25 protein-coding genes and 3 tRNA genes are annotated in these 25,118 nt (G+C 31.4%); 13 read left to right on the top strand and 15 right to left on the bottom strand.

Translation table 11 applies throughout. The features are described from left to right. Positions 1-34: 34 nt before the first annotated feature. Together AC2I98_RS11575 and AC2I98_RS11580 are read left to right on the top strand one after the other, a co-directional pair. On the top strand, positions 35-823 hold the full coding sequence (locus tag AC2I98_RS11575) for a universal stress protein (protein WP_486411833.1): 789 nt from the start codon (positions 35-37) through the stop codon (positions 821-823). An 83-nt stretch (positions 824-906) separates the two neighbouring features. Beyond that, a complete protein-coding gene (locus AC2I98_RS11580; RefSeq protein WP_486411834.1) occupies positions 907-2,151 on the top strand; it encodes a DUF445 domain-containing protein in 1,245 nt (414 codons plus the stop codon). 52 nt (positions 2,152-2,203) lie between these two features. On the opposite strand, the gene AC2I98_RS11585 is transcribed toward AC2I98_RS11580, so the two are convergent. The 7 genes from AC2I98_RS11585 to mutY all read right to left on the bottom strand — a co-directional run bounded on the left by AC2I98_RS11585 (position 2,204) and on the right by mutY (position 6,584). Then, the gene (locus tag AC2I98_RS11585) at positions 2,204-2,674 is read right to left on the bottom strand and encodes an ecotin family protein (protein ID WP_486411835.1); all 471 of its coding nucleotides are present in this window, start codon (positions 2,672-2,674) and stop codon (positions 2,204-2,206) included. Positions 2,675-2,796: 122 nt separating this feature from the next. Next, positions 2,797-2,870 (bottom strand) — tRNA-Asn (locus AC2I98_RS11590). 59 nt (positions 2,871-2,929) lie between these two features. Then, positions 2,930-3,003 (bottom strand) — tRNA-Asn (locus AC2I98_RS11595). 65 nt (positions 3,004-3,068) lie between these two features. Further along, on the bottom strand, positions 3,069-4,379 hold the full coding sequence (gene rseP, locus AC2I98_RS11600) for an RIP metalloprotease RseP (RefSeq protein ID WP_486411836.1): 1,311 nt from the start codon (positions 4,377-4,379) through the stop codon (positions 3,069-3,071). A gap of 73 nt (positions 4,380-4,452) precedes the next feature. Next, a complete protein-coding gene (gene gldD / locus AC2I98_RS11605; protein WP_486411837.1) occupies positions 4,453-5,061 on the bottom strand; it encodes a gliding motility lipoprotein GldD in 609 nt (202 codons plus the stop codon). A 15-nt stretch (positions 5,062-5,076) separates the two neighbouring features. Continuing rightward, entirely contained in the window at positions 5,077-5,529 is a 453-nt protein-coding gene (locus tag AC2I98_RS11610) for a single-stranded DNA-binding protein (protein ID WP_486411838.1), read from the bottom strand. Between the two features lie 35 nt (positions 5,530-5,564). Beyond that, complete coding sequence (gene mutY, locus AC2I98_RS11615; protein ID WP_486411839.1) at positions 5,565-6,584, bottom strand: A/G-specific adenine glycosylase; 1,020 nt, start codon at positions 6,582-6,584, stop codon at positions 5,565-5,567. 104 nt (positions 6,585-6,688) lie between these two features. Between mutY and AC2I98_RS11620 the strand changes: the two genes are divergently transcribed. Together AC2I98_RS11620 and AC2I98_RS11625 are read left to right on the top strand one after the other, a co-directional pair. Then, positions 6,689-6,985, top strand: coding sequence for an HU family DNA-binding protein (locus AC2I98_RS11620; protein WP_092909071.1), 297 nt, complete (start codon positions 6,689-6,691; stop codon positions 6,983-6,985). 213 nt (positions 6,986-7,198) lie between these two features. After that, positions 7,199-8,770 carry an Rne/Rng family ribonuclease gene (locus AC2I98_RS11625; protein WP_486411840.1) on the top strand — a complete coding sequence of 524 codons (1,572 nt, stop codon included), beginning with the start codon at positions 7,199-7,201 and terminating at the stop codon, positions 8,768-8,770. A 31-nt stretch (positions 8,771-8,801) separates the two neighbouring features. Here AC2I98_RS11625 and AC2I98_RS11630 read toward each other — a convergent pair whose 3' ends face one another. Next, complete coding sequence (locus AC2I98_RS11630; protein ID WP_486411841.1) at positions 8,802-9,527, bottom strand: GLPGLI family protein; 726 nt, start codon at positions 9,525-9,527, stop codon at positions 8,802-8,804. Between the two features lie 98 nt (positions 9,528-9,625). On the opposite strand from AC2I98_RS11630, the gene AC2I98_RS11635 reads away from it, so the two are divergent. Continuing rightward, entirely contained in the window at positions 9,626-10,300 is a 675-nt protein-coding gene (locus tag AC2I98_RS11635) for a TIGR02117 family protein (RefSeq protein ID WP_486411842.1), read from the top strand. Positions 10,301-10,458: 158 nt separating this feature from the next. Continuing rightward, positions 10,459-10,532: transfer RNA gene (locus tag AC2I98_RS11640), tRNA-Asn, on the top strand. A gap of 31 nt (positions 10,533-10,563) precedes the next feature. On the opposite strand, the gene meaB is transcribed toward AC2I98_RS11640, so the two are convergent. From meaB to AC2I98_RS11660, 4 genes are all read right to left on the bottom strand, one after another. Then, entirely contained in the window at positions 10,564-11,535 is a 972-nt protein-coding gene (gene meaB / locus AC2I98_RS11645) for a methylmalonyl Co-A mutase-associated GTPase MeaB (RefSeq protein WP_486411843.1), read from the bottom strand. 168 nt (positions 11,536-11,703) lie between these two features. After that, positions 11,704-12,333, bottom strand: a complete 630-nt coding sequence (locus AC2I98_RS11650; RefSeq protein ID WP_486411844.1) for a helix-turn-helix domain-containing protein — start codon at positions 12,331-12,333, stop codon at positions 11,704-11,706. Between the two features lie 298 nt (positions 12,334-12,631). Further along, complete coding sequence (gene feoB, locus AC2I98_RS11655) at positions 12,632-14,731, bottom strand: ferrous iron transport protein B (protein ID WP_486411845.1); 2,100 nt, start codon at positions 14,729-14,731, stop codon at positions 12,632-12,634. After that, a complete protein-coding gene (locus AC2I98_RS11660) occupies positions 14,731-15,045 on the bottom strand; it encodes a FeoA family protein (RefSeq protein ID WP_486411846.1) in 315 nt (104 codons plus the stop codon). Before AC2I98_RS11660 ends, feoB begins: the two co-directional genes overlap by 1 nt. A gap of 100 nt (positions 15,046-15,145) precedes the next feature. Here AC2I98_RS11660 and rplU point away from each other — a divergent pair, with 100 nt between their 5' ends. Both rplU and rpmA read left to right on the top strand, forming a co-directional pair. Continuing rightward, entirely contained in the window at positions 15,146-15,451 is a 306-nt protein-coding gene (rplU, locus tag AC2I98_RS11665; protein WP_171623477.1) for a 50S ribosomal protein L21, read from the top strand. A gap of 43 nt (positions 15,452-15,494) precedes the next feature. After that, positions 15,495-15,752, top strand: a complete 258-nt coding sequence (rpmA, locus tag AC2I98_RS11670; protein WP_150431414.1) for a 50S ribosomal protein L27 — start codon at positions 15,495-15,497, stop codon at positions 15,750-15,752. 407 nt (positions 15,753-16,159) lie between these two features. On the opposite strand, the gene thiL is transcribed toward rpmA, so the two are convergent. Together thiL and AC2I98_RS11680 are read right to left on the bottom strand one after the other, a co-directional pair. After that, positions 16,160-17,215: a thiamine-phosphate kinase gene (gene thiL / locus AC2I98_RS11675; protein ID WP_486411847.1), complete on the bottom strand. Its 1,056-nt coding sequence runs from the start codon at positions 17,213-17,215 to the stop codon at positions 16,160-16,162. 4 nt (positions 17,216-17,219) lie between these two features. Next, a complete protein-coding gene (locus AC2I98_RS11680; RefSeq protein WP_486411848.1) occupies positions 17,220-17,726 on the bottom strand; it encodes an acyl-CoA thioesterase in 507 nt (168 codons plus the stop codon). 165 nt (positions 17,727-17,891) lie between these two features. Here AC2I98_RS11680 and AC2I98_RS11685 point away from each other — a divergent pair, with 165 nt between their 5' ends. The 5 genes from AC2I98_RS11685 (at position 17,892) to AC2I98_RS11705 (ending at position 23,882) form a co-directional block, all read left to right on the top strand. Then, positions 17,892-18,719 carry a universal stress protein gene (locus AC2I98_RS11685; protein ID WP_486411849.1) on the top strand — a complete coding sequence of 276 codons (828 nt, stop codon included), beginning with the start codon at positions 17,892-17,894 and terminating at the stop codon, positions 18,717-18,719. A gap of 105 nt (positions 18,720-18,824) precedes the next feature. Further along, entirely contained in the window at positions 18,825-19,661 is an 837-nt protein-coding gene (locus tag AC2I98_RS11690; RefSeq protein WP_486411850.1) for a universal stress protein, read from the top strand. A gap of 69 nt (positions 19,662-19,730) precedes the next feature. Further along, the gene (locus tag AC2I98_RS11695) at positions 19,731-20,942 is read left to right on the top strand and encodes a BaiN/RdsA family NAD(P)/FAD-dependent oxidoreductase (RefSeq protein WP_486411851.1); all 1,212 of its coding nucleotides are present in this window, start codon (positions 19,731-19,733) and stop codon (positions 20,940-20,942) included. Positions 20,943-21,080: 138 nt separating this feature from the next. Next, positions 21,081-22,313 carry an OmpP1/FadL family transporter gene (locus tag AC2I98_RS11700; protein ID WP_486411852.1) on the top strand — a complete coding sequence of 411 codons (1,233 nt, stop codon included), beginning with the start codon at positions 21,081-21,083 and terminating at the stop codon, positions 22,311-22,313. A gap of 9 nt (positions 22,314-22,322) precedes the next feature. Next, complete coding sequence (locus tag AC2I98_RS11705; protein WP_486411853.1) at positions 22,323-23,882, top strand: SGNH/GDSL hydrolase family protein; 1,560 nt, start codon at positions 22,323-22,325, stop codon at positions 23,880-23,882. Between the two features lie 69 nt (positions 23,883-23,951). On the opposite strand, the gene fbp is transcribed toward AC2I98_RS11705, so the two are convergent. Continuing rightward, positions 23,952-24,968 (bottom strand): class 1 fructose-bisphosphatase, encoded by a 1,017-nt coding sequence (gene fbp / locus AC2I98_RS11710; RefSeq protein WP_486411854.1) that lies wholly within the window; start codon positions 24,966-24,968, stop codon positions 23,952-23,954. Positions 24,969-25,118 lie beyond the last annotated feature (150 nt).

Below are 25,118 nucleotides of genomic sequence, written 5' to 3' on the forward strand. Positions count from 1 at the left end.
TTATAGAACAATATAAACTCTTAACGAATTAATTATGGCTAAAATATTATTCCCAACAGACTTTTCGGAAACGGCAAACAATGCTTTTTTGTATGCTTTAAATTTAGCGAAAGTTCTTAAAACTGATATCAAATTAGTTTCTGTACAGTCTAATCTTAAAAATTATTTAGATGTTACGGAAGAAAACTTCGAGAATTACATCAATAAACTAAAAAATATTGCAAAAGAGAACAACCTTGAACATGTGAAATTAGAAAGTTCTTTGATTGTTGGAGATTTGCTATTGTCACTTTTAGATATTATCAACAAAGAAAATATACAATATGTTGTAATGGGAACTAACGGACAAAATAGCTTAGGAAAAAAGTTTTTTGGTTCTAATACCGTTAACGTAATCAATAATTCGCCTGTTCCTGTCTTAGTTGTTCCAAATAAAGTAAAATTTAAGGAAGAACGAAATTTCGCTTATGCGACTTTATTCAACCAAAAAGAATCGAAAGCTTTGTCACAAATGGAAGAGGTAACAAAACGTTATGACAGATTATTGAATATCGTCCATGTCGATGATAAATCAATCACTCCCGAAATGTTGAGCGTAAAGAAAGAATGGGAAGAAGAATATCCTGAAGCAATCATTACAATCGAACCAAATAAAGATGTAGAAGGTGGATTAATTAATTATTGTTCGAAAAATAATATTGATGTTTTGGGTGTTGTACACCGCGAATTATCGTCTTTCGAACGATTATTTACCATCAATCATAGTCAGCGTTTATTGTCGAGTGCAAATGTGGCTTTATTAGTTTTTCAAGAAAGTAAATAAGTTAAAAACATAAAATAAGAAGCGGGGAATTCTCCGCTTTTTTGATTGGCTAAATTTTTGCTTCAAATTTTCAAAATACTTATATGACCGAACTTCAGAAAATACAAAATCTAAAAAAACATAAAGCCATAGCAACCGGATTATTTATTCTGATGGCGATTGTTTATTTTTTGATGGTTTATTTGGCTCAACATTCATCTGCGACATGGATTGGATATGTAGAAGCATTTGCTGAGGCTGCAATGGTTGGTGCGTTGGCAGATTGGTTTGCTGTAACTGCTTTGTTCAAATATCCATTGGGACTTAAAATTCCGCATACAAATCTAATTGAAAATAGTAAAAATGCTATTGGAGATAATTTGGGTCAATTTGTAACTGATAATTTTTTGACTCCATCAACAATTCGTCCTTATATCGAGAAATTAGAAGTAGTGAAATATGCAGCAGATTGGCTGAATAAACAAACTAATCAAGAAATGTTGCAAGAAGAATTAATTAATTTCTCGAAGAAGATTGTAAAAGATTTAGATGATAAAGATGTTGTTGATTTTTTTACTTTGAAAGGAGATGAAATTTTAAAACAATTTGATTTGCCAGAATTAGTTTCATCAAGTTTAGAATATATTTTAGAGAAAGAAAAACACGACGAAATTTTAGAAGCAATTATTCCAAAGGCAAAAGAATATATCTTAGAAAGTGATTTGATTATCAAAGATAAGTTAAACGAAAAACATCCTGTTATTTCATTTTTTGCTGGTAAAAAAATCTCGAAAGGAGTAGTGGAAGGTGTGGTTAGTTTTTTGGATGAGGTTGAAGAAGATAAAGAGCATCCAATTCGTCATAATATAGAAAAAATAATAAGAGAAAATATTCAGAATATAAAAGAATCACCTGATTGGAAATTGAAACTAGAATCGCTTCGCGATGATTTTATAACGAAAGAACGTTTAAATGATTATGCATCAGATTTATGGTTGGCGATAAAACAAAATCTAACCGAAAGTTTTGATGATGAAAATTCTGCTATGCAAGTTTACATTAAGAAAAATATCAAAAAATTGACAGAAAATTTAAACGAGAATCAAGAACTAATTGATAAAATTAATGGTTGGGTGCGTCATTTTATTTACCGTATGATTTTGCGAAATGTAAAAGAAGTAGAAAGCTTAATTAGTAATACCGTTGATAAGTGGGAAGGAAAAGAGCTGAGCGAAAAATTAGAATTGGAAGTCGGAAAAGATTTACAATTTATTCGAATCAATGGAACACTTGTTGGTGGACTTGTAGGTTTGGTTATTTATACGATTACACAATTGATTTTTCATTAAAATATAAAAGCTCGAAAATTTCTCGAGCTTTTTCAATTAACAACTATAAATATTACTTAACGATGTTAAGATTTTCATCTGCTTTCCAAATTCTATATTCCAAAGTGTAACCTTTCGGAATATAAACTACAATTGGTAATTTGCTATTGTAACGTGTTTGTAAAGATTGAGCGTGTACTATTTTTTCTACCGATTTATTGTTCAAACACCCCATCAAAGTTCCTGCTATATTTCCATCAGTTTCGAAATTAAAATAATCATAACCCCAACCATCAACAGTTTTTTGATCAAAAGCTCCTGCTAAGAAAAAGCGGTTACAAGAATCAACCTTTGTTTTTTTACCAGCAAATATTTCAACTAAATAGTTCTCTTCATTGGCTTGAGGTTTTAAAGTGATAATTTTCTGTTCATATCCATCTTTTGCTTTTGGATACATAGAATAATCTAATTTATTATTCTTTTGTGCAAATGTTACCATAACCATTAATAATGCTAAAACGCTAAATACTTTTCTAAGTTTCATACTAAATTGATTTTTTTGTTATTCTATTAGTAAGATGTCAAAAAGAATGAAAAGGTTGTGTGATGAAGTGTTAAATATTTGTAAAATAAAAAAAGACAATCATTTTGATTGTCTTTTTTTTGCTCCTCCTCTTGGGCTCGAACCAAGGACCCTCTGATTAACAGTCAGATGCTCTAACCAACTGAGCTAAGGAGGAAAATCCGATATTTTAAATTTTTATTTTTAAGTCTTTGTTTGACTTTTTCACTAAAAAAGCTCCTCCTCTTGGGCTCGAACCAAGGACCCTCTGATTAACAGTCAGATGCTCTAACCAACTGAGCTAAGGAGGAATGTTGCTTAATTGTGGGTGCAAATATAGAAGTATTTTTTACACCCACAAAAAATATTTTAAATTTTATTTAAAAATCATATTCACAATATCGTTCCCGAAGATGAATACCATTAAGCCTAAGATAATTACAACACCAACCATTTGTGCTTTTTCTAAAACTTTTTCACTTGGTTTTTTTCCTGTGATCATTTCATAGATAGCAAAAACAGCATGTCCTCCGTCTAAACCTGGTATTGGTAATAAATTAATAAATGCTAACCAAGCAGAAATCATCGCTGTAAAAGACCAGAAAAATAACCAGTTCCATTCTTTTGGCATTTGTTTTACCATTCCAATTGGTCCTGCAACTTGTTTACGACCATCTTTTACTTGAAATAAAGTACCAATTCCACGAACTTGCGTTGCAATAGATTCGAATGGTTCTACGATTCCTTTTGCAATACCTTCACCAACCGTATAGTCTTCTTTTGATATTAATGAATCTAAATATGCTGTAGAATTAGTAAAGCCGATTGTACCATCTTTTCCAACATTCACCATCAATTCTACTGGCTCACCTTTTCTTTCAATACTTAAAGAAACTGTTTTTCCTTTGTATTCTTTCAATTTATTTTTTACATCTGAATACAATGGTGTTGTAAAACCATCAACAGCAATTACTTTATCGTCTTTTAATAAACCTGCTTTTTGTGCTGCACTATTCTCAACAACAGAATCAACAACTGCTGGCATTTGAGGTACAAAGAAAGCACCTTTCGCATTTAAAATTTCAGTTCTGAAATCTTCTGTAATTGGTAAAGAAACTTCTTTTCCTTGGCGTTTTACATCCAGTTTTTCTCCACCTAATAAAGCTTCTTTTCCAATTTCGTTTAAAGCCTGATATTTAACACCATTTACGCCAACTGGAATATCTCCTTTTTGTAAACCAAATTTTGTTTGTGTTGCATTAGCTTCTACTCCATATTGCATTTTATTTACATCAACAAAGCTTTTTCCTTGAGAAATGAAAAGTGCCGTATAAATAATCATTGCTAAAATGATATTCACAATGATACCACCTAACATAATAATTAATCTTTGCCAAGCTGGTTTTACACGAAATTCGTAAGGTTTTGGTTCTTGTTTCATTTGTTCCAAATCCATACTTTCGTCTATCATTCCCGAAAGTTTTACGTAACCTCCAAGCGGTAACCAACCAATACCATAAACCGTATCACCAATTTTCTTTTTCCAAATTGCAAATTTCACATCGAAAAAACAAAAGAAACGTTCTACACGAACGCCAAACCATCTTGCTGTAACATAATGTCCAAGTTCGTGCAACATTACTAAAAGCATCAAACTAAGCATTAAGGTAGCTATCTGTATTAACATATTATTTTATATTTGATTATGTTCTAATTTTTAAATGACTACAAAATTAATTGTTTTTATTTACCAACACGTTTTATTTTTTCCATTCTAAGGTTTCTAACAATTTTTTTACATCTTTTTTGATGTAATCTACCGCTGGGGCTAATGAATCTGGCTTTGGTTGGGTTTTAAAATAAACCGAACCTGCCAAAAAATTCTTAACACTATCTGTCGCATGGAATTGAATATTAATTGCTGACTCTCCTCCTAATTCATACATAGTACCAAAAACCTTTTTTTCTGGAAAAGAAAATTCTTGTGGTGAAATAAAACTGGCTTTAACCGTTTGTTCTTGCACAAAACTTTCACTTTCTTTGATTTGAATAACTAAATCTTGTGGTGACTGAACTGGAAAATATGTCAGGTAAATTGTCGCTTTCATTCTCGGATAAACAATGTTAAAAGAGTTTGGCTTTTTACCTACAACGATTTTTCCAAAGTTTGAATGTTGAAATGTATAAGGTACATTTTCTTTGAAAGGAACATAAGTTTGCTTAGGATACTCTAAACGAACTTGTCCCAATGGTTTCGCTACATCCTCACCTTTGCTACACGACACAAAAAAAATAGCACTACTACATAATGCTATTATAGTTTTAAAATTCATGGTATAACGTAAAACGTTAGATTTTTTAAAATTCATTTAATTTATTAATTTCTAAAAAGGCAAATCATCTTCTCCTTCATCTATAAAAGGCGGTTCTACAATTGCTGTATTTTGCTGAATTTGTTGAACTTTATTTTGATCATTTTGCATTGCTTGACGCTGTTCATTATCAATTTTAGGCGTCAAAAACTCGATTGAATTCGCAACAATTTCGGTTGTATAACGCGTTTGTCCGTTATCGTCCCATTTACGTGTTTTAATTCGTCCTTCAACAAAAACTTTATCTCCTTTTTTTAAGTAACGATCACACAGTTCAGCTAATTTATTGCGTGTCACAATATTGTGCCATTCTGTTTCTGTAATTCGTTCTCCTGTTCTCGAAATATACGATTCTGTAGTTGCAATAGGAAATCGTCCAATACAATTTTGTTCATCAAAATGATGCAATTTTACGTCGTCGCCCAAGTTCCCGATCAAAAGTACTTTATTCGTTGTTCCATTCATAGTTTTAGGTTTTTAGTGGCTTGTATTGTACAAAGTTAATCCAAATAATGTTTATTTATAAATTTTTCTATTGGTTTTGGAAGCGGATAATCTTCGATATCATTTAACGAAATCATTTCAAAATTATTTTCAGCTTTCAATTTTGTTATTTCACTTAAAGATACATTTAATTTCCAATATTTTATAAATAAATTTTGATGCGACAAAATGTGTTTTTCTTCATCAATAAAAGAAAGATTTTTTTCAAGATTTTGCTCTAAAACCCAGCCTTTATCCAACAAGTCCGTATCGGTTTCTATTTTTGGAAACGTAAACAAGTTTTTCCAAACATCATTCCCGGTACGTTTAGATAAAGCTATATTTTCTTCATTTTCAATAAGAATAAAATGCAAAAAACGATTCGTAACTTTTGTTTTTTTCAATTTAACTGGAAGATCGTTTACTTTCTTTAATCCTAGTGCTTCACACGATTCATTTAACGGGCAAATCTCGCATTTAGGTTGTTTTGGGGTGCAAATTGTCGCACCTAAATCCATTACTGCTTGATTAAAATCACCTGGACGACTCTTATCTATAATCTCTAAACCTAAATCCCAAAATATTTTCTTAGTTTTTGGAGAGCTTATATCGTCATCAATATTAAAATATCGTGCAAACACACGAAACATATTTCCATCAACAGCTGGCACAGCCTCATTATAAACAATAGATGCAATCGCTGCTGCTGTATAATCTCCAACTCCTTTTAGCTTTTTCAACTCCTTAAAATTAGATGGAAAATTCCCTTCCAATTCCTCTGAAATAACTTTGGATGTATGATGTAAATTTCTGGCACGTGAATAATAACCTAGTCCCTGCCAGAGTTTTAAGACTTTTTGTTCATCAGCATTCGCTAAATCAAAAATTGTATCAAATTCTTGTATGAAATTATTGTAAAATTTCATACCTTGGTCAACCCTTGTTTGTTGGAGAATGATTTCTGACAACCAAATACGAAATGGGTCTTTTGTATGACGCCAAGGTAAATCTCGTTTATTTTCGTCAAAATATGACAAAATCAGATAGTTGAAGTTCATAAAAACTATTAAAATGTTTTTTTGTTGAGATACAATCGTTATATTTGCACCCGCTTTCAAATTTAAGAATAATAAGAGGAATTATGACAAAGGCAGAAATAGTAAATAACATTTCAAGTAAATTAGGACTTGAAAAGAGCGATACTCAAAGAGTGGTAGAATCGTTTATGGAGGAGGTGATTAAATCATTAGTAGAAGGAGAAAATGTATACTTAAGAGGATTTGGATCTTTTACTATTAAAACTAGAGCAGAGAAAACAGGTAGAAACATTACAAAAGGTACTTCTATCATTATTCCAGCTCATAACGTTCCTACATTTAAACCAGCTAAGACTTTCATCGAAGATGTAAAGACTAGCGAAGCAAACGTAATCAAATAACAATAAAATAATTGTATCATGCCAAGCGGAAAAAAACGTAAAAGACATAAGGTAGCGACGCACAAACGCAAAAAACGTCGTCGTCTTAACAGACACAAAAAGAAAAAATAATTAATAGTTCGCTATTAATAATTTTAGTCTTTTTACAAGATAGCACTTTTCAATGGAAATTTTGGAAAGTGCTTTTATCATTTTTAAAAACATAATTTTTTGATGAGTAAAGAATTAGTGATTTCAGCCTTAGCTGATCAAGTACGCATCGCAGTTTTAGATGAAGGTCGCTTGATGGAATTTCATCAAGATACTGCAAATGATGGCTTTGCAGTTGGCGACATTTACTTGGGTAAAATCAAAAAATTAGCTCCCAGTTTAAATGCAACCTTTGTTGACATTGGTTATTCGAAAGATGCATTTTTACATTATCATGACTTAGGTCCACAAGTACGTTCATCAAATGCATACAACAAGATTGTAGCAAATGGAACGTACAAAACCGAAAAATTGAAGAACTTCCGTATGGAAAAACCAATTGATAAAGATGGTCTTATTACAGAAATCTTTGCACCTGGTGATTCCGTTTTGGTTCAAATTACAAAAGAGCCAATTCATACGAAAGGACCAAGAATTACTTCTGAAATTTCAATTGCAGGTCGTTATTTAGTTTTAGTTCCATTTTCGGAACGCGTTTCGATTTCTCAAAAAATCAAACAAAAACCAGAACGCGATCGTTTAATCAAAATTTTAGAAGGTTTAACACCCGAAGGCTTCGGAGTGATCATCAGAACAGTTGCTGAAGATAAAAATGCTGAAGAATTACAAGCAGACTTGGCTTATTTGTTAAACAAATGGACACAAGTTTTCAAAAATCTTCAGAAGAAGAAAGCTCCATCTAAAATTCTTAGTGAAATGGACAGAGCATCTTCTATCTTGAGAGATAATTTTAACGACGATTTTGTTAAAATATCTGTTGATGACGCTGAATTAGCTGACGAAATGCGCGAGTATTTGGAAGTCATAGCACCAGATAAAGTAAATTTGGTGAAAGAATATGAAGATCCATTTGTTCCAATTTTTGAAAAGTTTAATGTCGAAAGACAAATTAAGCAAGCTTTTGGTAAAACGGTAACTATTCCACAATCTAAAGGTGCATATCTTGTGATTGAACATACAGAAGCGTTACACGTAATCGATGTGAATTCGGGAAATATTTCTCGTAACTCTAAAAATCAGGAAGATTCAGCTTTTGCCGTAAACAAAATTGCTGCTTCTGAAATTGCACGTCAATTACGCTTACGCGATATGGGAGGAATTGTTGTGGTCGATTTTATTGACATGACTGATGCAGAACATAAGAAAGAATTGTTTGAGCATCTGAGAGCTGAAATGTCGAAAGAAAAAGCAAAACATAAGATTTTGCCACCAAGTAAATTTGGATTGATTCAGATCACAAGACAACGCGTTCGCCCAGAGGTGAATTTTATAACGACTGAAGAAAATCCGAACCAAGAATCGAATGAAGTAGAAGCACCTATCGTTACAATTGATAAAATTGAACAAGTGCTCTTGAATATCCTTGATAGAAAAGATAAGGATTTACGAAAAATGTCACTTCACGTGCATCCTTTCGTAGCTGCTTATTTGCAACATGGATTACCAAGCATTCAGATGAAATGGTTTTTTAAGCATAAAAAGTGGATTAAGATTGTGCCAAGAGATGCGTACAAATACTTACAATTTAACTTCTTGGATAAAGATCATAATACACTTTACAACGAATCAAATTAATAAAAAACCTCGTGAAATTGCGAGGTTTTTTTTATTTTTCTACACCTTGAGCTTGACGTTCCTTAAATTTTTCGTCTATTTTTTTATAATAATCAGTAGTGAAATCTTTAAACTCTGCATCATTCATCTGTATTCCTTTATTTGGTTTTTGAAACGATATTTTATTATCCTGTTTAATAAACTCCAATTTAATGGTAGTATAAGTTGTTGGTTTATCAACAAATGTAGATTTTACTTCTAAAATTAGTCCTGGTAAATTATTGTATTTATTAGGACCACATTTAGTTTTAATATCTTTTGCAAACCAAGCTTCTACAAAGTATGGATCTTCATTAAGAGTAGCTTTTCTAACTTCATAACCATTAATTGTTTTCGTGTCTTTTGTAATTTTCCAATCATTTTTTTTAATTACATCATTAATTAAATATGCTTTTCCATCGACACTTTTTTCAATTATTTTTTGATTAGAATTAAAATCCAAATATGTTTGTTTGTCGACAATATCTCCCTCAACAACCAATATAGCCAATCCGCTTCCTTGAGAATTATCTATTCGTTGAATTTCTTTCGATAAGCATTTATCTTGATCAACAAATAATTCATAATATTTAGGTTTAGAATAAGCTTCTTCTAATTTTTTAGCTTTCTCTGGAGTGGTATTAGAAATAGTCACAAAATTTCTAACTTCATACTCAACTTTAAATTTTTCTTGCCCAAATGTTGTAATTGAAATCAATATTAATAATAAATATTTCATATATAATCGGTTTCAGGTAAATATACCTAAATTATATATAAAAAATCCGTTCAACTATTTGAACGGATTTTTTTATATTCGTTATTCAACTTTATACTATGAAAAAATTCTTACGAATTCTACTAAAAACATTAGGCTCTTTAGTGTTGCTTATTATTGTTTATTTACTTGCGGTGGTTTTATTACCATTAATTGCTGTGAACAAAGAAAAACAGAAACCAAACGATAAAATAACAGCTTATATTTTGACAAATGGAGTACATACAGATATTGTAGTTCCAGTAAAATCAGAAGTAATAGATTGGTCTACTTTTATTCCTTTTTCTGACACAAAATCCAAAAAAGAATATAAATATATTGCATTTGGTTGGGGAGATAAAGGCTTTTATTTGGATACGCCAGAATGGAAAGATTTAAAATTTTCAACTGCTTTTAATGCTGCTTTTTGGTTAGGAGACTCTGCTATGCATACTACTTTTTATGATAATATGACGATAGATGAAGATTGTAAAAGAGTTGATTTGAGTATAGAAGAATATCAAAAATTGATTGTTTACATTAAAAATTCGTTCGATTTGAATCAGAATTCAAAGGTTGAACTCATCAAAACTGATGCTGTTTATAGCGATAAAGATTCTTTTTACGAAGCCAAAGGAAGTTATAGTTTGTTTTTTACGTGTAATACTTGGGCGGCGAACGCCTTGAAAGCAGCAAATAAAGAAGCTCCTTTATGGACAGCAACCCAACAAGGGATATTTTATCATTACAAATAAGAAAAGAATAAAAAAAATTATATTTTTTTTGAATTATTTCTAATTCATTTTCAAAGAGTTGTTTGTTTAAGCGACTTTCAGAGTAAAAAAAATATGTTTTAAGATTTGGAAGTAATAAAATTTGCTCTATATTTGCAACACAATATCGCTAACGATACTCCTCCTTAGCTCAGTTGGTTAGAGCATCTGACTGTTAATCAGAGGGTCCTTGGTTCGAGCCCAAGAGGAGGAGCAAAAAAGACAATCAAAATGATTGTCTTTTTTTATTTTATATCAATTCCTATAGTGTGAGTATTCAACCATTTTTTAGCCATTTCAAAAGCTGAAATATTTTTATTTAATTCAATTGGTTCAGTTTTCAGTGCTTTTAAATATTGTTGATTGATTAAATCGATTGTGTAGCGCTCTGCTTGCTTCAATTGTTGATTCTCTCGGTTTGATTGATAGTAATCATTTTGATTGATAAAATTGAAATAATCATGTACTAATTCCCATAATTCTGGTACACCTTTTCCTATTAATCCAGAACCTATAATCGATTTTCTTTTCCATTGCGAAGCTTTCGTTGGTAAGAATTGCAACGAACGTACGATATCTAGTTTAGCATCTTTTACTAGCTTTTCTTGAAATGAATCTGATTTATTGACAAAGATTAAATCTGCCATTTCCATTATTCCACGCTTTATGCCTTGTAAATCATCTCCAGAACCAGGAAGTTGAAGAAATAGAAAAAGGTCTGAAATTTCGTTTACTAATGTTTCTGATTGTCCTACACCAACGGTTTCGATTAATATATTTTCAAAACCTGCAGCTTCACACAATAAAATTGCTTCGTATGTACGAGAGGTTATTCCACCTAAAGAACCATTAGATGCGCTTGGACGAATGTATGCATTCTCTTCACGGGATAAGTCTTCCATACGAGTTTTGTCCCCTAAAATGCTTCCTTTAGATAATGAACTGCTTGGATCGATAGCAAGAATAGCGACTTTTTCACCTTGTTGAATGATGTGTTTTCCTAGAGATTCGATAAAAGTACTTTTTCCAACACCAGGAATGCCAGTTATAGCGATTCTTTTAGATGTGTTAGAAGTTGGCAGTAAACTAATAATTTGATGTGCTAAATTCAAATCGTCCAAACGATTGCTTTCTGCAAGTGTAATAGCTCTTGATAAAGCAAAACGATCGCCATCTTTAATTTTTTGTGCAAGTATTTCGGGTTCTATTTTTCGCATAAGATAAAATCTTATATTAAAGATAGAATCTTAATCAAGAATAAAAAAATATGAATCTTAATCATGAAATTATTTTATATAGCTCTTTCTGTATTGTTGATGAATTAGATCATATGAATATCATTTATTCAATTGAATTATAATTAAATAAATTTTATAAAATAAGAATTAAGATTTTTTTTGTTCTTCTTTTATTCTTTTTACAAAAATAGAAGGAGATTCGTTCATAATTTGAGTAAAAATAGTCGTAAAAGTACTATGAGAAGTAAATCCACAATCGCTCGCTAAATAACTTACTTTTGTATTGATGTATTTTGGTTCGTTTTTTAAACGATTTACAATATAATTTATTCTTAATTCATTTAAATACAAATTAAACGATTTTTGTCGGTGTATTTTGATGATTTCTGAAAGATATTTTGTGTTGGTTTCAAATTGTTTGGATAAGGATGCAAGATTGATATCTTTTTTGATGAAACCTTTATTTTTCTCAAATAGTTCAAGCTTTCGAAGCAAATCATTTTCAGTTTTTGATGAAATACTGATATTACTGATTATTCTTTCTTCTTGAATGATTTCTTCTTGTAATAAATTGAAATCAGGCTTTTCGATTGACTTCGTTTCAATAATCGTTTCAGAAGTTATTTCTTTATTTTCTGGTTTAAATTCTACATCATCAATGATAGAAGAAGATTCTTTAGTGATTTCAGGTTTTTTAATTTTAATTACAAAGTAAATAATTAATCCTAAAATGATTAAAGCTAAAACGACTAAAGAAATAATTATCCAATTTTCCATTTTTCAAAAATTTTTATTCCGAATAAATAAAGTTAAACTAATTAATAATCAATAAATAATAAAAATAGATTGATTATTATTATTGTAAAAATACTCCGAAATTTTGAAATAAAAAAGCTAACTTTATGAGTTAGCCTTTTTTTGAAATTCATCTTTGCTTGGAGAACAGCCGCATCCTTTCGAGCAACCTCCTTCTTTTGAGCTAAAAGAGTTTTTTATTAATTTGACAACATACCAAACTGCAAATCCAAAAAGGAAAGCGATAAAAATATATTGTATCCAGATATTGTCCATAATTTTATTTTAAAATATGATATGCAACAAATGCAACAATGTATGCCAAACCAGTCATAAATCCTGTTTGAATTAAGGTCCATTTCCAAGAGTTTGTTTCACGTTTTACAATTGCAATTGTACTCATACATTGCATTGCAAAAGCGTAGAATAATAATAACGAAACTCCTGTTGCAAGATTATATGCAGGTTTTCCTGTATTTTGGTTCACCTCTGCTTGCATACGATGAAGTAAACGATCTTTTTGTCCATCGTCTTCAACATCAACTTCGCCTAGACTATAAACGGTTGACATTGTTCCGACAAAAACTTCACGAGCTGCGAATGACGAAATTAAACCAATTCCCATCTTCCAATCATAGCCTAATGGTTCTACAACTGGCTCTATAACTGATCCTAATTTACCTAAATATGAATGTTCTAATTTGTAAGAAGCAATTTCATTTGCTAAATCTTCTTCATTCATTTTTGGGTGATGAGCAGTTACAATTTCTTCTGCATTTTTGAATTGTTCTCCAGGTCCAAATGTTCCTAAAACCCAAAGAATAATTGAAATTGCAAATATTATTTTACCCGCATCAATTAAGAAACCTAATGTTTTTTCCCAAACATTAATTCCAACATTCTTCCAATCTGGAAGTTTGTATGTCGGCATTTCTAAAATAAGGTAACTTTTATGTTTTGCTTTGATAATCAAATTTAATAATACAGCGCTTCCCAATGCGCCCACAACACCTAAAATGTACATTACAAATAAGGTTAAGGCTTGGTAACTTAAACCAAATATTTTTTCGTCTGGAATGACTAATGCAATTAGAACGATGTAAATAGGTAAACGAGCCGAACATGTCATAAAAGGCGTGACCAGAATCGTTAATAATCGTTCTTTATCATTTTCGATATTACGAGCAGACATAATTGCAGGAACAGCACAAGCAGCACCAGAAATAAGCGGAACAACACTTTTTCCACTCAAACCAAAAGGTTTTAACCATCTGTCCATCAAATAAACGACACGACTCATATAGCCTGTTTCTTCCATTATCGAAATGAATAAAAACAAAATAGCAATTTGCGGAACAAAGACAGCAATTCCTTCTATACCTGGAATTATTGCGCCTCCAATAATTTCGTTGATAGGACCTTCTGGTAATAAACTAATTACTTTTTCGTCTAACCATCCAAATAAGTCTTCTACCATCGTCATTAACGGAGCTGACCAAGCGTAAACGGCTTGAAAAATAACCATCAAGATTCCTAAAAATATAACGTAACCAAAAACTGGATGAATTAATGTTTTATCAATCTTGTCTGTTAAAGTTTCATTTCCTTCGAAATTATAAGAAATGATAGTATTTAACTTGTCATCTAAAATTTTATTTCGATCTAAAGCTTCTTTAACTTGTAATCTTTTCGATACAATAGAGCTTTCTTTCTTGATTGCATCAAGTTTATCCAGATTTTCTTCTGTAAGAAATGGAATCTCTTTCTGCGAAAGATATTGCCAAGCTTCATAATCAGAATTTAATTGGAACTCGTTCTTCACTTTTTCTACAATAGAAAAGTGTTCTTTTGGAATTTCGAAATGATTTGTATAAATAGTTGCTTTTTTAGTGAAAGCCTCTACCAATTCATCAATTCCTTCGCTTGTACGCGCGTTTGTTAAGTATATTTTTGTTTGAAGAAAATCTTCTAACTTTTTCAAATCAATATTTAATCCCTTGCTTTTGATTTCATCTTTCATATTGATGACAAAAATCGCAGGAACTTCTAAATCTCGAACTTGTTGGTACAATAAAATTGATCGTTTTAGATTAGATGGCTCACCAACTACAACAGCCAAATCAGGATAATGCTGGTTGCTTTTGTCTCCTAAAGTTTTGAAAACGATTTCTTCGTCCAGCGAACTTGGATAAATTGTATAGGTTCCAGGAAAATCTGTAATTTGGAATTTATTTCCATTTCGTTCTATTTTTCCTTCACGTTTTTCTACCGTTACACCAGGATAATTACCTACTTTTTGACGAAGATTAGTAAGTTTATTAAATAATGAAGTTTTACCAACATTAGGGTTACCAATTAAGGCAATTTTATAGTGATTCATTATTTTTTTGTTATCAAAATTTTATCGGCTTCGTTTCTTCTTAGCGCTAAAACAGATTTATTTGAGACAATACTGATACAAATAGGACCACCAAAAGGAGCTTTATTTTTGACCAATAAACTTGTGCCTGGAATAAAACCCATTTCATAAAACTTAGCAGGAATATCTTCGGTACTAAACCCAGTTACAACTGCTTGTTCTCCAATTTTTAAATCTTTTAAAGAATAATTTTCAACCATTTCTACCATTCTAACGATGAATTCTACATTGCAAAGATATTTATTTTTAATTAATCCAAATAGAAGATATATCATAATTTGATGATCTTTCTAATTAAATTTCAATGAATTCAAGTTTTTAAATTCAAAATTTTGATTATCTTTGCACTCAATTTTCATTTATAAACATTAATTTATGTACGCAATTGTAGAGATAGCAGGGCTTCAATACAAAGTTGAAAAAGACCAACAATTGTTTGTAAACCGTTTAGCTGGTGAAGCAGGAGAAGAAGTAAAATTTGATCGTGTTTTATTAACAGATAACGGAGCAATCACTGTCGGCGCCCCAGTTATAGACGGAGTTACAGTAGTAGCTAAAATCGTTGAACACGTGAAAGGAGACAAAGTAATCGTTTTCAAAAAGAAAAGAAGAAAAGGTTACCAAAAGTCTAACGGACACCGTCAACAATTCACTAAAATTGAAATTGCTTCAATCGGTTAAGATTGAGCAGAGATTAATTATTAACTCTTAAAAACAAAACGAAATGGCACATAAGAAAGGGGTCGGAAGTTCGAAAAATGGTCGTGAATCACATTCGAAACGTTTAGGTGTTAAAATTTTTGGTGGACAAGCAGCAATCGCTGGTAACATTATTGTTCGTCAAAGAGGTACTCAACATCATCCTGGTGATAATGTAGGAATCGGTAAAGATCACACATTATTCGCTTTAGTTGACGGAAAAGTTGTTTTCACTAAAAAACGTAACGATAGATCTTACGTTTCAGTTGAACCATTATCTTAATTGATAATTCGACAGCGAAAACGCTAACAATATAAAAGCTCGAACTATTAGTTCGAGCTTTTTTTATTTTTTAATATAGCGGCAACTATAAAAATAATGATACCAATAAGTAAAGTTGGAAACCAAAATATGAGACAGATTTCAGAAATTTCCATAGAAAGTTTACTGAAATTACCTCTTGCTGTAAACATACTCATAGCATAAATAACCATTATGAGTGATAAAGATATTAAACCAATTCCTGTTGTGAATAAGGTGTTATTTATTGATTTTTTAGACATAATTTTACTAATAATCTAAAATACAACTTATTTCAACTAAAAAAGCATCCAATTGCTTGAATGCTTTTGATATTATATTTTGATGAGAAGCTTAATTTTAGAAAATCAACACACTTTCAAATTAGCTTATTCTTCTTCCGTTTCAACTCCCCAACCTTGTGCAGTTAAAGGAACCATTTGTTCGCTTCCGCGAGTAATCAAATAGTTTTCTTCGTTTTTACCAGTTACGTGACCAATCACCGTTAAATGTGGATTTCCTTTTATTTTCTCAAAATCTTTTTGATCAATTGTAAACAATAATTCATAATCTTCTCCACCGCTTAAAGCACATGTAATTGGATTGATTTTGAATTCTTCGGCTGTGCGAATAACAACAGAATCTAACGGGATTTTTTCTTCGTATATATTAATTCCAACACCACTTTCTTTTGAGATATGAATAATTTCAGAAGATAATCCGTCCGAAATATCAATCATAGAAGTAGGTTTAACTTTCAACTCTTTCAAAAGATTGATAATATCTAAACGAGCTTCTGGTTTTAATTGACGTTCAATTAAATATGAATAGTTTTCAAAATCAGGCTGATTGTTAGGGTTTACTTTCGATACTTGAGCTTCACGTTCTAATACTTGTGAACCAAGAAAAGAAGCACCTAAATCTCCAGAAAGAACAACCAAATCATTCTCTTTAGCACCATTTCTATACGCCAAATCTTTTTCTGGAGCCGAGCCAATTGCTGTCATACTTAGTACAAGACCACTAACAGAAGAAGTTGTGTCACCACCAACAATATCGATGTTGTATTTATCGCAAGCATATTTCATTCCGTTGTAAATTTCGTCAACAGCTTCTATCGTAAAACGATTAGAAATTGCCATCGAAACTAAGATCTGTTTTGGAATAGCATTCATCGCTAAAATATCGCTAATCGCTGTTACAACAGCTTTATATCCCAAATGACGCAAAGGCATATACGACCAACTAAAATTAACGCCTTCTACCAGCATATCTGTAGAAACAACAATTTTGTCCTTTTTGTAATCAAGAACCGCAGCGTCATCTCCAATTCCTTTGATAGAACTTTCTAATTTGATTGGGAAACCTTCTTTGATTTGATTAATTAAACCAAATTCACCAATTTCGGCTAAACTTGTTTTTGAAACGTTTTTATCTTCTAACATGATTTTATTTTTGATTGAATAATGAAGGATCTATATTTTCTGAACGAAAAGGTAAATTGATAATGTCTTGTTTTGACATTACTTTGATTGTCTGTCCTTCAAATGATTTTCTAATATTTTCTACCATTTCAGTAGGTGGCGCTTGCATTTTTCTTTTCGACATAGAAAACCAAACACCTGTCAATTCAGAATGGCAAAGATGTACACCATCTTGATTATATAAATTGTGTATAAATTGATAAATCATTCCATCTTCTGACATTCCACCAATTTCTACAGAAATATATATTTCTTCACCTTCCATAGCTTCTTTGAAAAAAGAAAATTGTTCGTGTAAAATAGCAGGTCCAATTCCATAAACAGCCAAATCATTCATCGAAATACCATAATCTCTTAAAAATGCGATACGCGCAAAACTCGTAAAATTCATATAAGAAGCATTTGCTAAATGACGATTAGCATCTAAATCTGACCATCGAACAATGGTTTTCTGAAAATATTTATTATTCATGAATTGAAAAATTATTTAAGGTACAAAGTTACGGATTAGAATTTACACGAAAATGATAATATTTTTAATCAACTTAAATAATAAAAAACAATAAGATTTAACATCAAATTAAAAATCGTTCTTTTTTTATTTCGTATATTTAAAAAGCTATTAAACAGATAGATTATGAAAAAAATATTATTTCCAACTGACTTTTCAGAAACAGCAAATAACGCTTTTTTATATGCGCTAAATTTGGCAGCAAATCAAAATGCTGAATTGTATATTTTGCATGCATTTCAATATCCGATGGTGAGTGGAGGGATTGACGCCACAATTTTGCAAGATGTTTATGATACAATTGAACTAAATAATTTTGAGAACTTAAAAGATCATATTCCTTTTCTAAGAAAAATGGCGGAGGATAATGGTTTTGGCAATATAGATCTTAAATTTTTCATCAAAGAAGGAATGTTATCTTATGTTTTACCAACTTTTATTGAAGACGAAAAAGTAGATTTTATTGTCATGGGAACTACAGGAAATACAGGTTTTGATAAAGTTCTTTTTGGATCAAATACGATGAATGCAATCAAACATCTCAAAATTCCTGTTTTAAGTGTTCCAAATGGTTATAAATACAAAGGAATAAATAGTATTGGATTTACAACAATTTTTCAAGATAAAGATCGAAAAGCATTAGACTATCTGACAGAAATCGCATATCGTTATAAAGCAAAAGTACATTGTTTGCATGTTTCGAAAGATGGTAATTATGATATTCCAACGCTTAATCATTGGAAAGAATATTATAAAGATGAACCTGTAGATTTTTCTATTTATACAGCAGATGAATCTGTAGATGCCGTTTTAGAATTTATAAAAGAAGAAAAAATAGATTTGTTAACAGTGGTTAGTAGAAACAAAGGTTTCTTCGAAAAATTATTTTCACCAAGTTTTACCAAAAAAATTCTATCTCAGAACAAAGTTCCACTATTTGTTTTCCACGAATAAAATAATTTATATTGACTATACAAAGCTCAATCTGTTGAAATAGATTGAGCTTTTTTCGTATTGAACTAAAATAATTCGTAACTTTTGAGTACAAAACACGAAAAGATGAAAAAAATATTGTTCCCAACAGATTTTTCTGAGACTGCCAATAATGCGTTTCTTTATGCACTAAATCTTGCAAAAAGTATAGATGCGCAGGTTTATGTATTGCATGTTTACGAATTACCGATGATCACTGGTAGTTTGAGTGCAGGGTTAATTCAAAATGTTTACGAAACGGTAGAATTAGGAAGTTTTGATAATTTTAAAGATAATATTCCGCAGCTAAGACAAATTGCTGATGAAAATGGTTTGAATGAAATTCCAATCAAATTTATTTTAGAGGAAGGAAATTTCTTATACATTTTACGCGAAATTATCGGAGAAGAAAGTGTCGATTTTGTCGTAATGGGAACAGATGGAAATACAGGAATAGAGAAAATGTTATTTGGCTCGAATACTATTAATGCGATTACTTCGATGAAAATTCCGATTTTAAGTATTCCAAAGGGAATGCAATTTAAAGGCTTTAAAAATATTGGTTTTACAACTGTTTTCGATCAAAAAGATAAAGATGCTTTGAAATATTTGATAGAAATAGCGAATCGTCATCATGCAAAAATACATTGTATGCATGTCTCAAAAGACGGAAAGTATAATCAACAAGCAATGAAAGATTGGCAAGATCAATTTGCAGGAGATCCAATTGTTTTCGAAATTTATAATGACGCAGATCCTGTGAATGCAGTATTAGATTTTATTAAAGAAAAAGAAATTGATTTGTTAACGGTTGTAAGTCGTAATAAAGGATTCTTTGATAAAATATTTTCACCTGGTTTTACAAAGAAAATTGCAAACAAAAATATTACGCCTTTGTTCGTTTTTCACGAGCAAAAAGTATAAAAGGAGATGTGAAAACATTTCCTTTTTTGATTAAAATTTCTGTTAAAAATAAAACTTTACCTTTGCCCCGTGAAAAAAATAGCCATTGTAGGAGGTGGTGCAGCAGGATATTTTGTTGCAGCAAACCTTGGAAAAACTGTAGGACAACAAACTGTATTGTTTGAACAAGCAAATTTACCACTACAAAAAGTACGTATTTCAGGTGGAGGAAGATGTAATGTGACACATGCATGTTTTGATCCCTTGGATTTGGTAGAATTTTATCCTCGCGGAAAAAAAGAATTACTGAGTGTTTTTTATACATTTCAACCAGGTGATACAATGGCATGGTTTGATGAACGTGGAGTTGAATTGAAAATTGAAGACGATAACCGTATTTTTCCTGTTAGCGATTCGTCACTTTCTATAATTGAAGCTTTAACGAAAGCAGTTGATCAAAATAAAGTTCAACTTAATTTTTCGGAAGGCGTACAAGAAATCAATAAAGTTGAAGGGGGTTATGAATTGATTACAAAATCAGGAAAACAATTTTTTGAAACGGTTATTATTACAACAGGAAGTACGCCAAAATTTTGGAAGAGTTTAAAGAATTTAGGATTGAAAATCGTTCAACCAGTTCCTTCTTTGTTTACGTTTAATTGCAAAGATCCACGAATAGAAGGTTTGATGGGGATTTCTTTTGAAAATGCAGAAGTTAAGATTAATCAACAAAAATTAGAAGCAGAAGGTCCATTGCTAATTACACATTGGGGATTTAGCGGTCCTGCGATTTTGAGATTGTCGGCTTGGGGTGCTTTGAAATTGAATGATACTCAATATAAATTCGAAACTGAAATCAATTTTGTTAATCAATCAAAAGATGAAGTGATTTCATTTTTGAATGATAAAAAACAAGTTGATGCAAAAAAGAATGTACATAAAAATAATCCATTCGATTTTCCTAAACGTTTTTGGTTAAGTATCCTGAATTATTGCAAGATTGACGAAAACAAAGTTTATGCTGATTTGTCTAAAAAACATATCGAATCTATCGCAACGGAATTGTCACAAGGAAATTACCAAATTAATGGGAAGAGCACGTTTAAAGATGAATTTGTAACTGCTGGGGGAGTGGATTTGAAAGAAATCGATTTTCATTCGATGCAAGCGAAAAAGATGCCTCATCTTTTTATGGCGGGAGAAGTTTTAAATATTGATGCAATTACAGGAGGGTTCAATTTTCAGGCTTGTTGGTCTGAAGGTTATATTATAGCTGAAAAAATCAAAGAAATTTATCAATAGTGTAAATCTTACACGAATATTATTCTGGCTTAAAGCCTTAAGTATAAAGTATTTTTCAAAATTTATTATGTTAACATAACATTATTATAAAATTATGTTATTTTTGTTAAAAGGAATTATTAAAAACGAACAAAAAATATGAAGAAAATTTTCTTAACATTAGCATTAATCGGTTTATCTACATCTGCATTTGCAGGAGGTTACCGTGTTGCTTTACAAGGAGTTCGCCAAGCTGCTTTGGGAGGGACTTCTGCAACGCAAACTCGTGATGCGAGTGTGGCGTTTTATAACCCTGCTGGATTAGCTTTTGTAGATAGTAAATTAAGTATTGCTGTTGGAGGTTTTGGTGTAAAAACCGACGTGAAATGGCAAGATCCAACAACTTTACAAAAAGCAGAAACAGATAGTAAGTTGGGAACACCAATGTATTTGGCTGTGAGTTACAAACCTGTTGATGATTTAGCAGTAGGAATTAGTGTAACAACTCCATTCGGTAGTTCGGTAACTTGGCCAGAAGATTGGCAAAATAAAGCGAATATTACGCATATTGATTTAAAAGCATTTAATATTCAACCAACTGTAGCTTATCGTTTCTCTGATTGGTTTAGTTTAGGTATTGGTTTTATATATACACATGGAACGGCTAAATTAGAAAAAGTACAAACTGTTGCTGGAAATGATATTAAACTTCGTTTAGAAGATAAAGATGCTCATGGTTTAGGATTTAATGTTGGAGCAATGTTCAAACCAACAGATAAATTTGGTGTAGGTATTGCTTATCGTTCTAATGTAGATGTTTCTGCAAACAAAGGTGATGTGACATGGATGAATGTTCCTTCAGGAATTGCCTCTAATGTACCTTTCAATACCGATAAATGGAATACTACTTTACCATTGCCATCTGAATTTACATTTGGAATGTCGTACAAAGTTTTACCACAATTAGAACTTTTTGGAGATGTAGTTTGGCAAAACTGGACTCGTTATAAAAGTTTAGATATTAATTTATATAATGATGCATCTAATACTTTTTATACTTCATCTTCTCAAAAGAATTGGAAAGACAATACATTATTCCGTTTCGGAGCTGAGTATACATTCAGCGATATGATAGTTGGACGTGTAGGTTATTACCACGATAAATCTCCAGTGCCAAGTGCATATTGGTCTTCTGAAACACCTAGTTCTAACTTGAATTCTGTTTCTGCTGGAGTAGGATTTAAATTTAACAATGGATTTTATTTAGATCTATTTGGATCTTATGTACAAGGTGATGAAAGACATATTGATAACATCGAACAAAATTTCTCTGGAGATGTTAAGATGCGTGCAATTAACTTTGGTTTAGGACTAACGTATAACCTTAAATAACACTACAAAATGAAACATTTAAATAAAATAGTTTTAGTTGCTTTAGCTGCTACGATGTTTAGTTGTGATCAAGATTTTGAACACCCAATCGAAGATATCCAAGTAACAGCAGGAGAAGCTAATTTTAAAACATATATCGCATTAGGAAACTCGTTAACTTCTGGTTATAGAGATAATGCATTGTACAGATCTGGACAAGAAAATTCTTACCCAAATATGTTAGCTGGATTGATGAAAGCTGCAGGTGGAGGAGAGTTTAAAATCCCTTATATGCCGAATGATGTTGGTGGATTTTCAAATTTACCAGGTTTTCCAGGGAAATTAAATCTTACAATTGTTAATGGAGCTTTAACTCCGGTTGCTAGTACAGCAGGAGCAGCTTTAGATAATATTGCAGCAGCAGGACCTTACCAAAATATGGGTGTTCCTGGAGCAAAATCATACCATTTAGTTGCTCCTGGTTATGGAAGTGCAGCAGGTTTGTCAGCAGGTACTGCAAATCCATATTTTGTTCGTTTTTCTAACGGGTCAAAATCTGTAATTGAACAAGCTGTAGATCAAAAGCCTACATTTTTCTCTTATTGGATTGGGAATAATGATGTGTTAGGTTATGCGACATCTGGTGGAGTTGGAGTAGATCATAATGAAACAAATAATGTTGATCCAAGAACCTACGGAAGTTCTGATATCTCTAATGTAAATGTGGTAAAATCTACTATTAATGATGGATTAAAAGCTTTAACAGCGGTAGGAGCAAAAGGAGTTATTGCGAATATTCCTTCTGTAACATCTATTCCATATTTTACAACAGTACCATATGCGCCATTATCACCAGTAAACCCAAGTTTTGCTCCGATGATTGATGAGTTAAATGCGACATACGCTGGATTAAATCAGGTATTTGATGCGGTTGGTGCTTCAGATAGAAAGATTTCTTTTTCTAAAACAGCTGCGAGTGCGGTTGTAATTAAAGATAAAGATTTAGCGGATTTATCAGCAACGATTACCGCTGCACTTACTCCTAAAATTGGAGCTGCAAAAGCAACTTTATTCGGAATGATTTATGGTCAAGCTCGTCAAGCAACAGCGAAAGATTTATTGGTTTTAACTTCTTCTTCTGTAATTGGAAAAGTTGACACAAATAGAGTTGCAGAATTAATGAAATTAGGATTAACTCAAGAAGAGGCTGGTAAATTAGCAGTAGTTGGTGTTAGTTATCCAATGACAGATAATTATGTATTAACAGCAAAAGAAACAGCAAAAGCAGAAGCAGCTGTGGTTAAATACAATGCAGCAATTGCGGAATTAGCAACAGCTTATAACTTAGCTTTAGTTGATGCATATTCTGAAATGAAGAAATTAAGTTCAGCTTCAGGAATTAAATACTATGGTCAAACATATACAACAACATTCGTTTCTGGTGGAGCGTTCTCATTAGATGGAGTTCATTTAACAGGAAATGGTTATGCAATTGTAGCAAACATGTTTGTTGATGCAATTAATCAAAAATATCATTCTACATTAAGAAAAGTATATCCAGGAAATTATCCAGGAATTGCAATTCCTTAATAGAATTTAGAGAATAAAAAAAATCCGCTCATTGAGCGGATTTTTTTATTGATAATAATTTGAAAATACTTAGTTTGATTCTGCTTGACGCATAAATTCTTCTGCTTTTTCAACCATATTTTTTGATCCACAAAAGAACGGAATACGTTGGTGTAATTCTGTTGGCTCGATATCCATAATACGCTGAAAACCGTCTGTAGCTTTACCACCAGCTTGTTCAGCAATAAATGCCATCGGATTACATTCGTATAACAAACGTAATTTACCATTCGGGTTGTTCGTTCCAGATGGATAAATGTAAATTCCTCCTTTCAACATGTTTCTATGAAAATCAGAACATAAAGAACCTATATAACGAGATGTATAAGGACGATCTTCTTCGTCTGCCTGACAATATTTGATATAATTTTTAACACCTTGTGGGAATTTTACATAATTTCCTTCGTTCACCGAATAAATATTTCCATCTTCTGGAATACACATATTTGGATGAGATAAATAGAAAGTTCCAATTCCTGGATTTAATGTAAATCCATTTACGCCGTTTCCTGTTGTGTAAACTAACATAGTAGAAGTTCCGTAAATTACGTATCCTGCTGCAATTTGTTTATTTCCAGGTTGTAAAAAATCTTCTTTCGTTACTGGTGTTCCTGGCTCTGTAACTCGGTGATAGATAGAAAAAATAGTTCCTACAGATACATTTACATCAATATTAGATGAACCATCTAAAGGGTCTATCAAAACAACATATTTACTGTTTTTAGAATTTTCTCCAGCTTTAATTGCAATAAAATCTTCGTTTTCTTCCGATGCAATTCCACAAACAACTTCACGTTGAGATAAAGTATCAATAAAAGTTTCGTTTGCAAAGACATCTAATTTTTGCTGTTTTTCACCTTGCACGTTTTCGTTTCCAAATTCACCCAAAATGTTAACTAAACCTGCTTTGTTTACTTTGTAATTAACAACTTTTGTTGCAAGTTTGATAGAACTTAGTAGTCGAGAAAGTTCTCCAGTAGAATAAATAAAGTCTGCTTGATTTTCTATAATAAACTCTCCAAGAGTTTGATGAGAATTTGTGTTCATAAGTATGTTTTGCTGTCCAAATATCGGAATAAAAACTCAATTTATAACCATTTCAAACGTTTGAAATTAATCTAAATACGTGAAAATCATCATTAAAATTAATTTTTCATTTTAATTAAATTCGGTCAAGATATAAGTTGTAGTTTGGTT

Source organism: Empedobacter sp. EJD.6dd, from assembly GCF_057369435.1.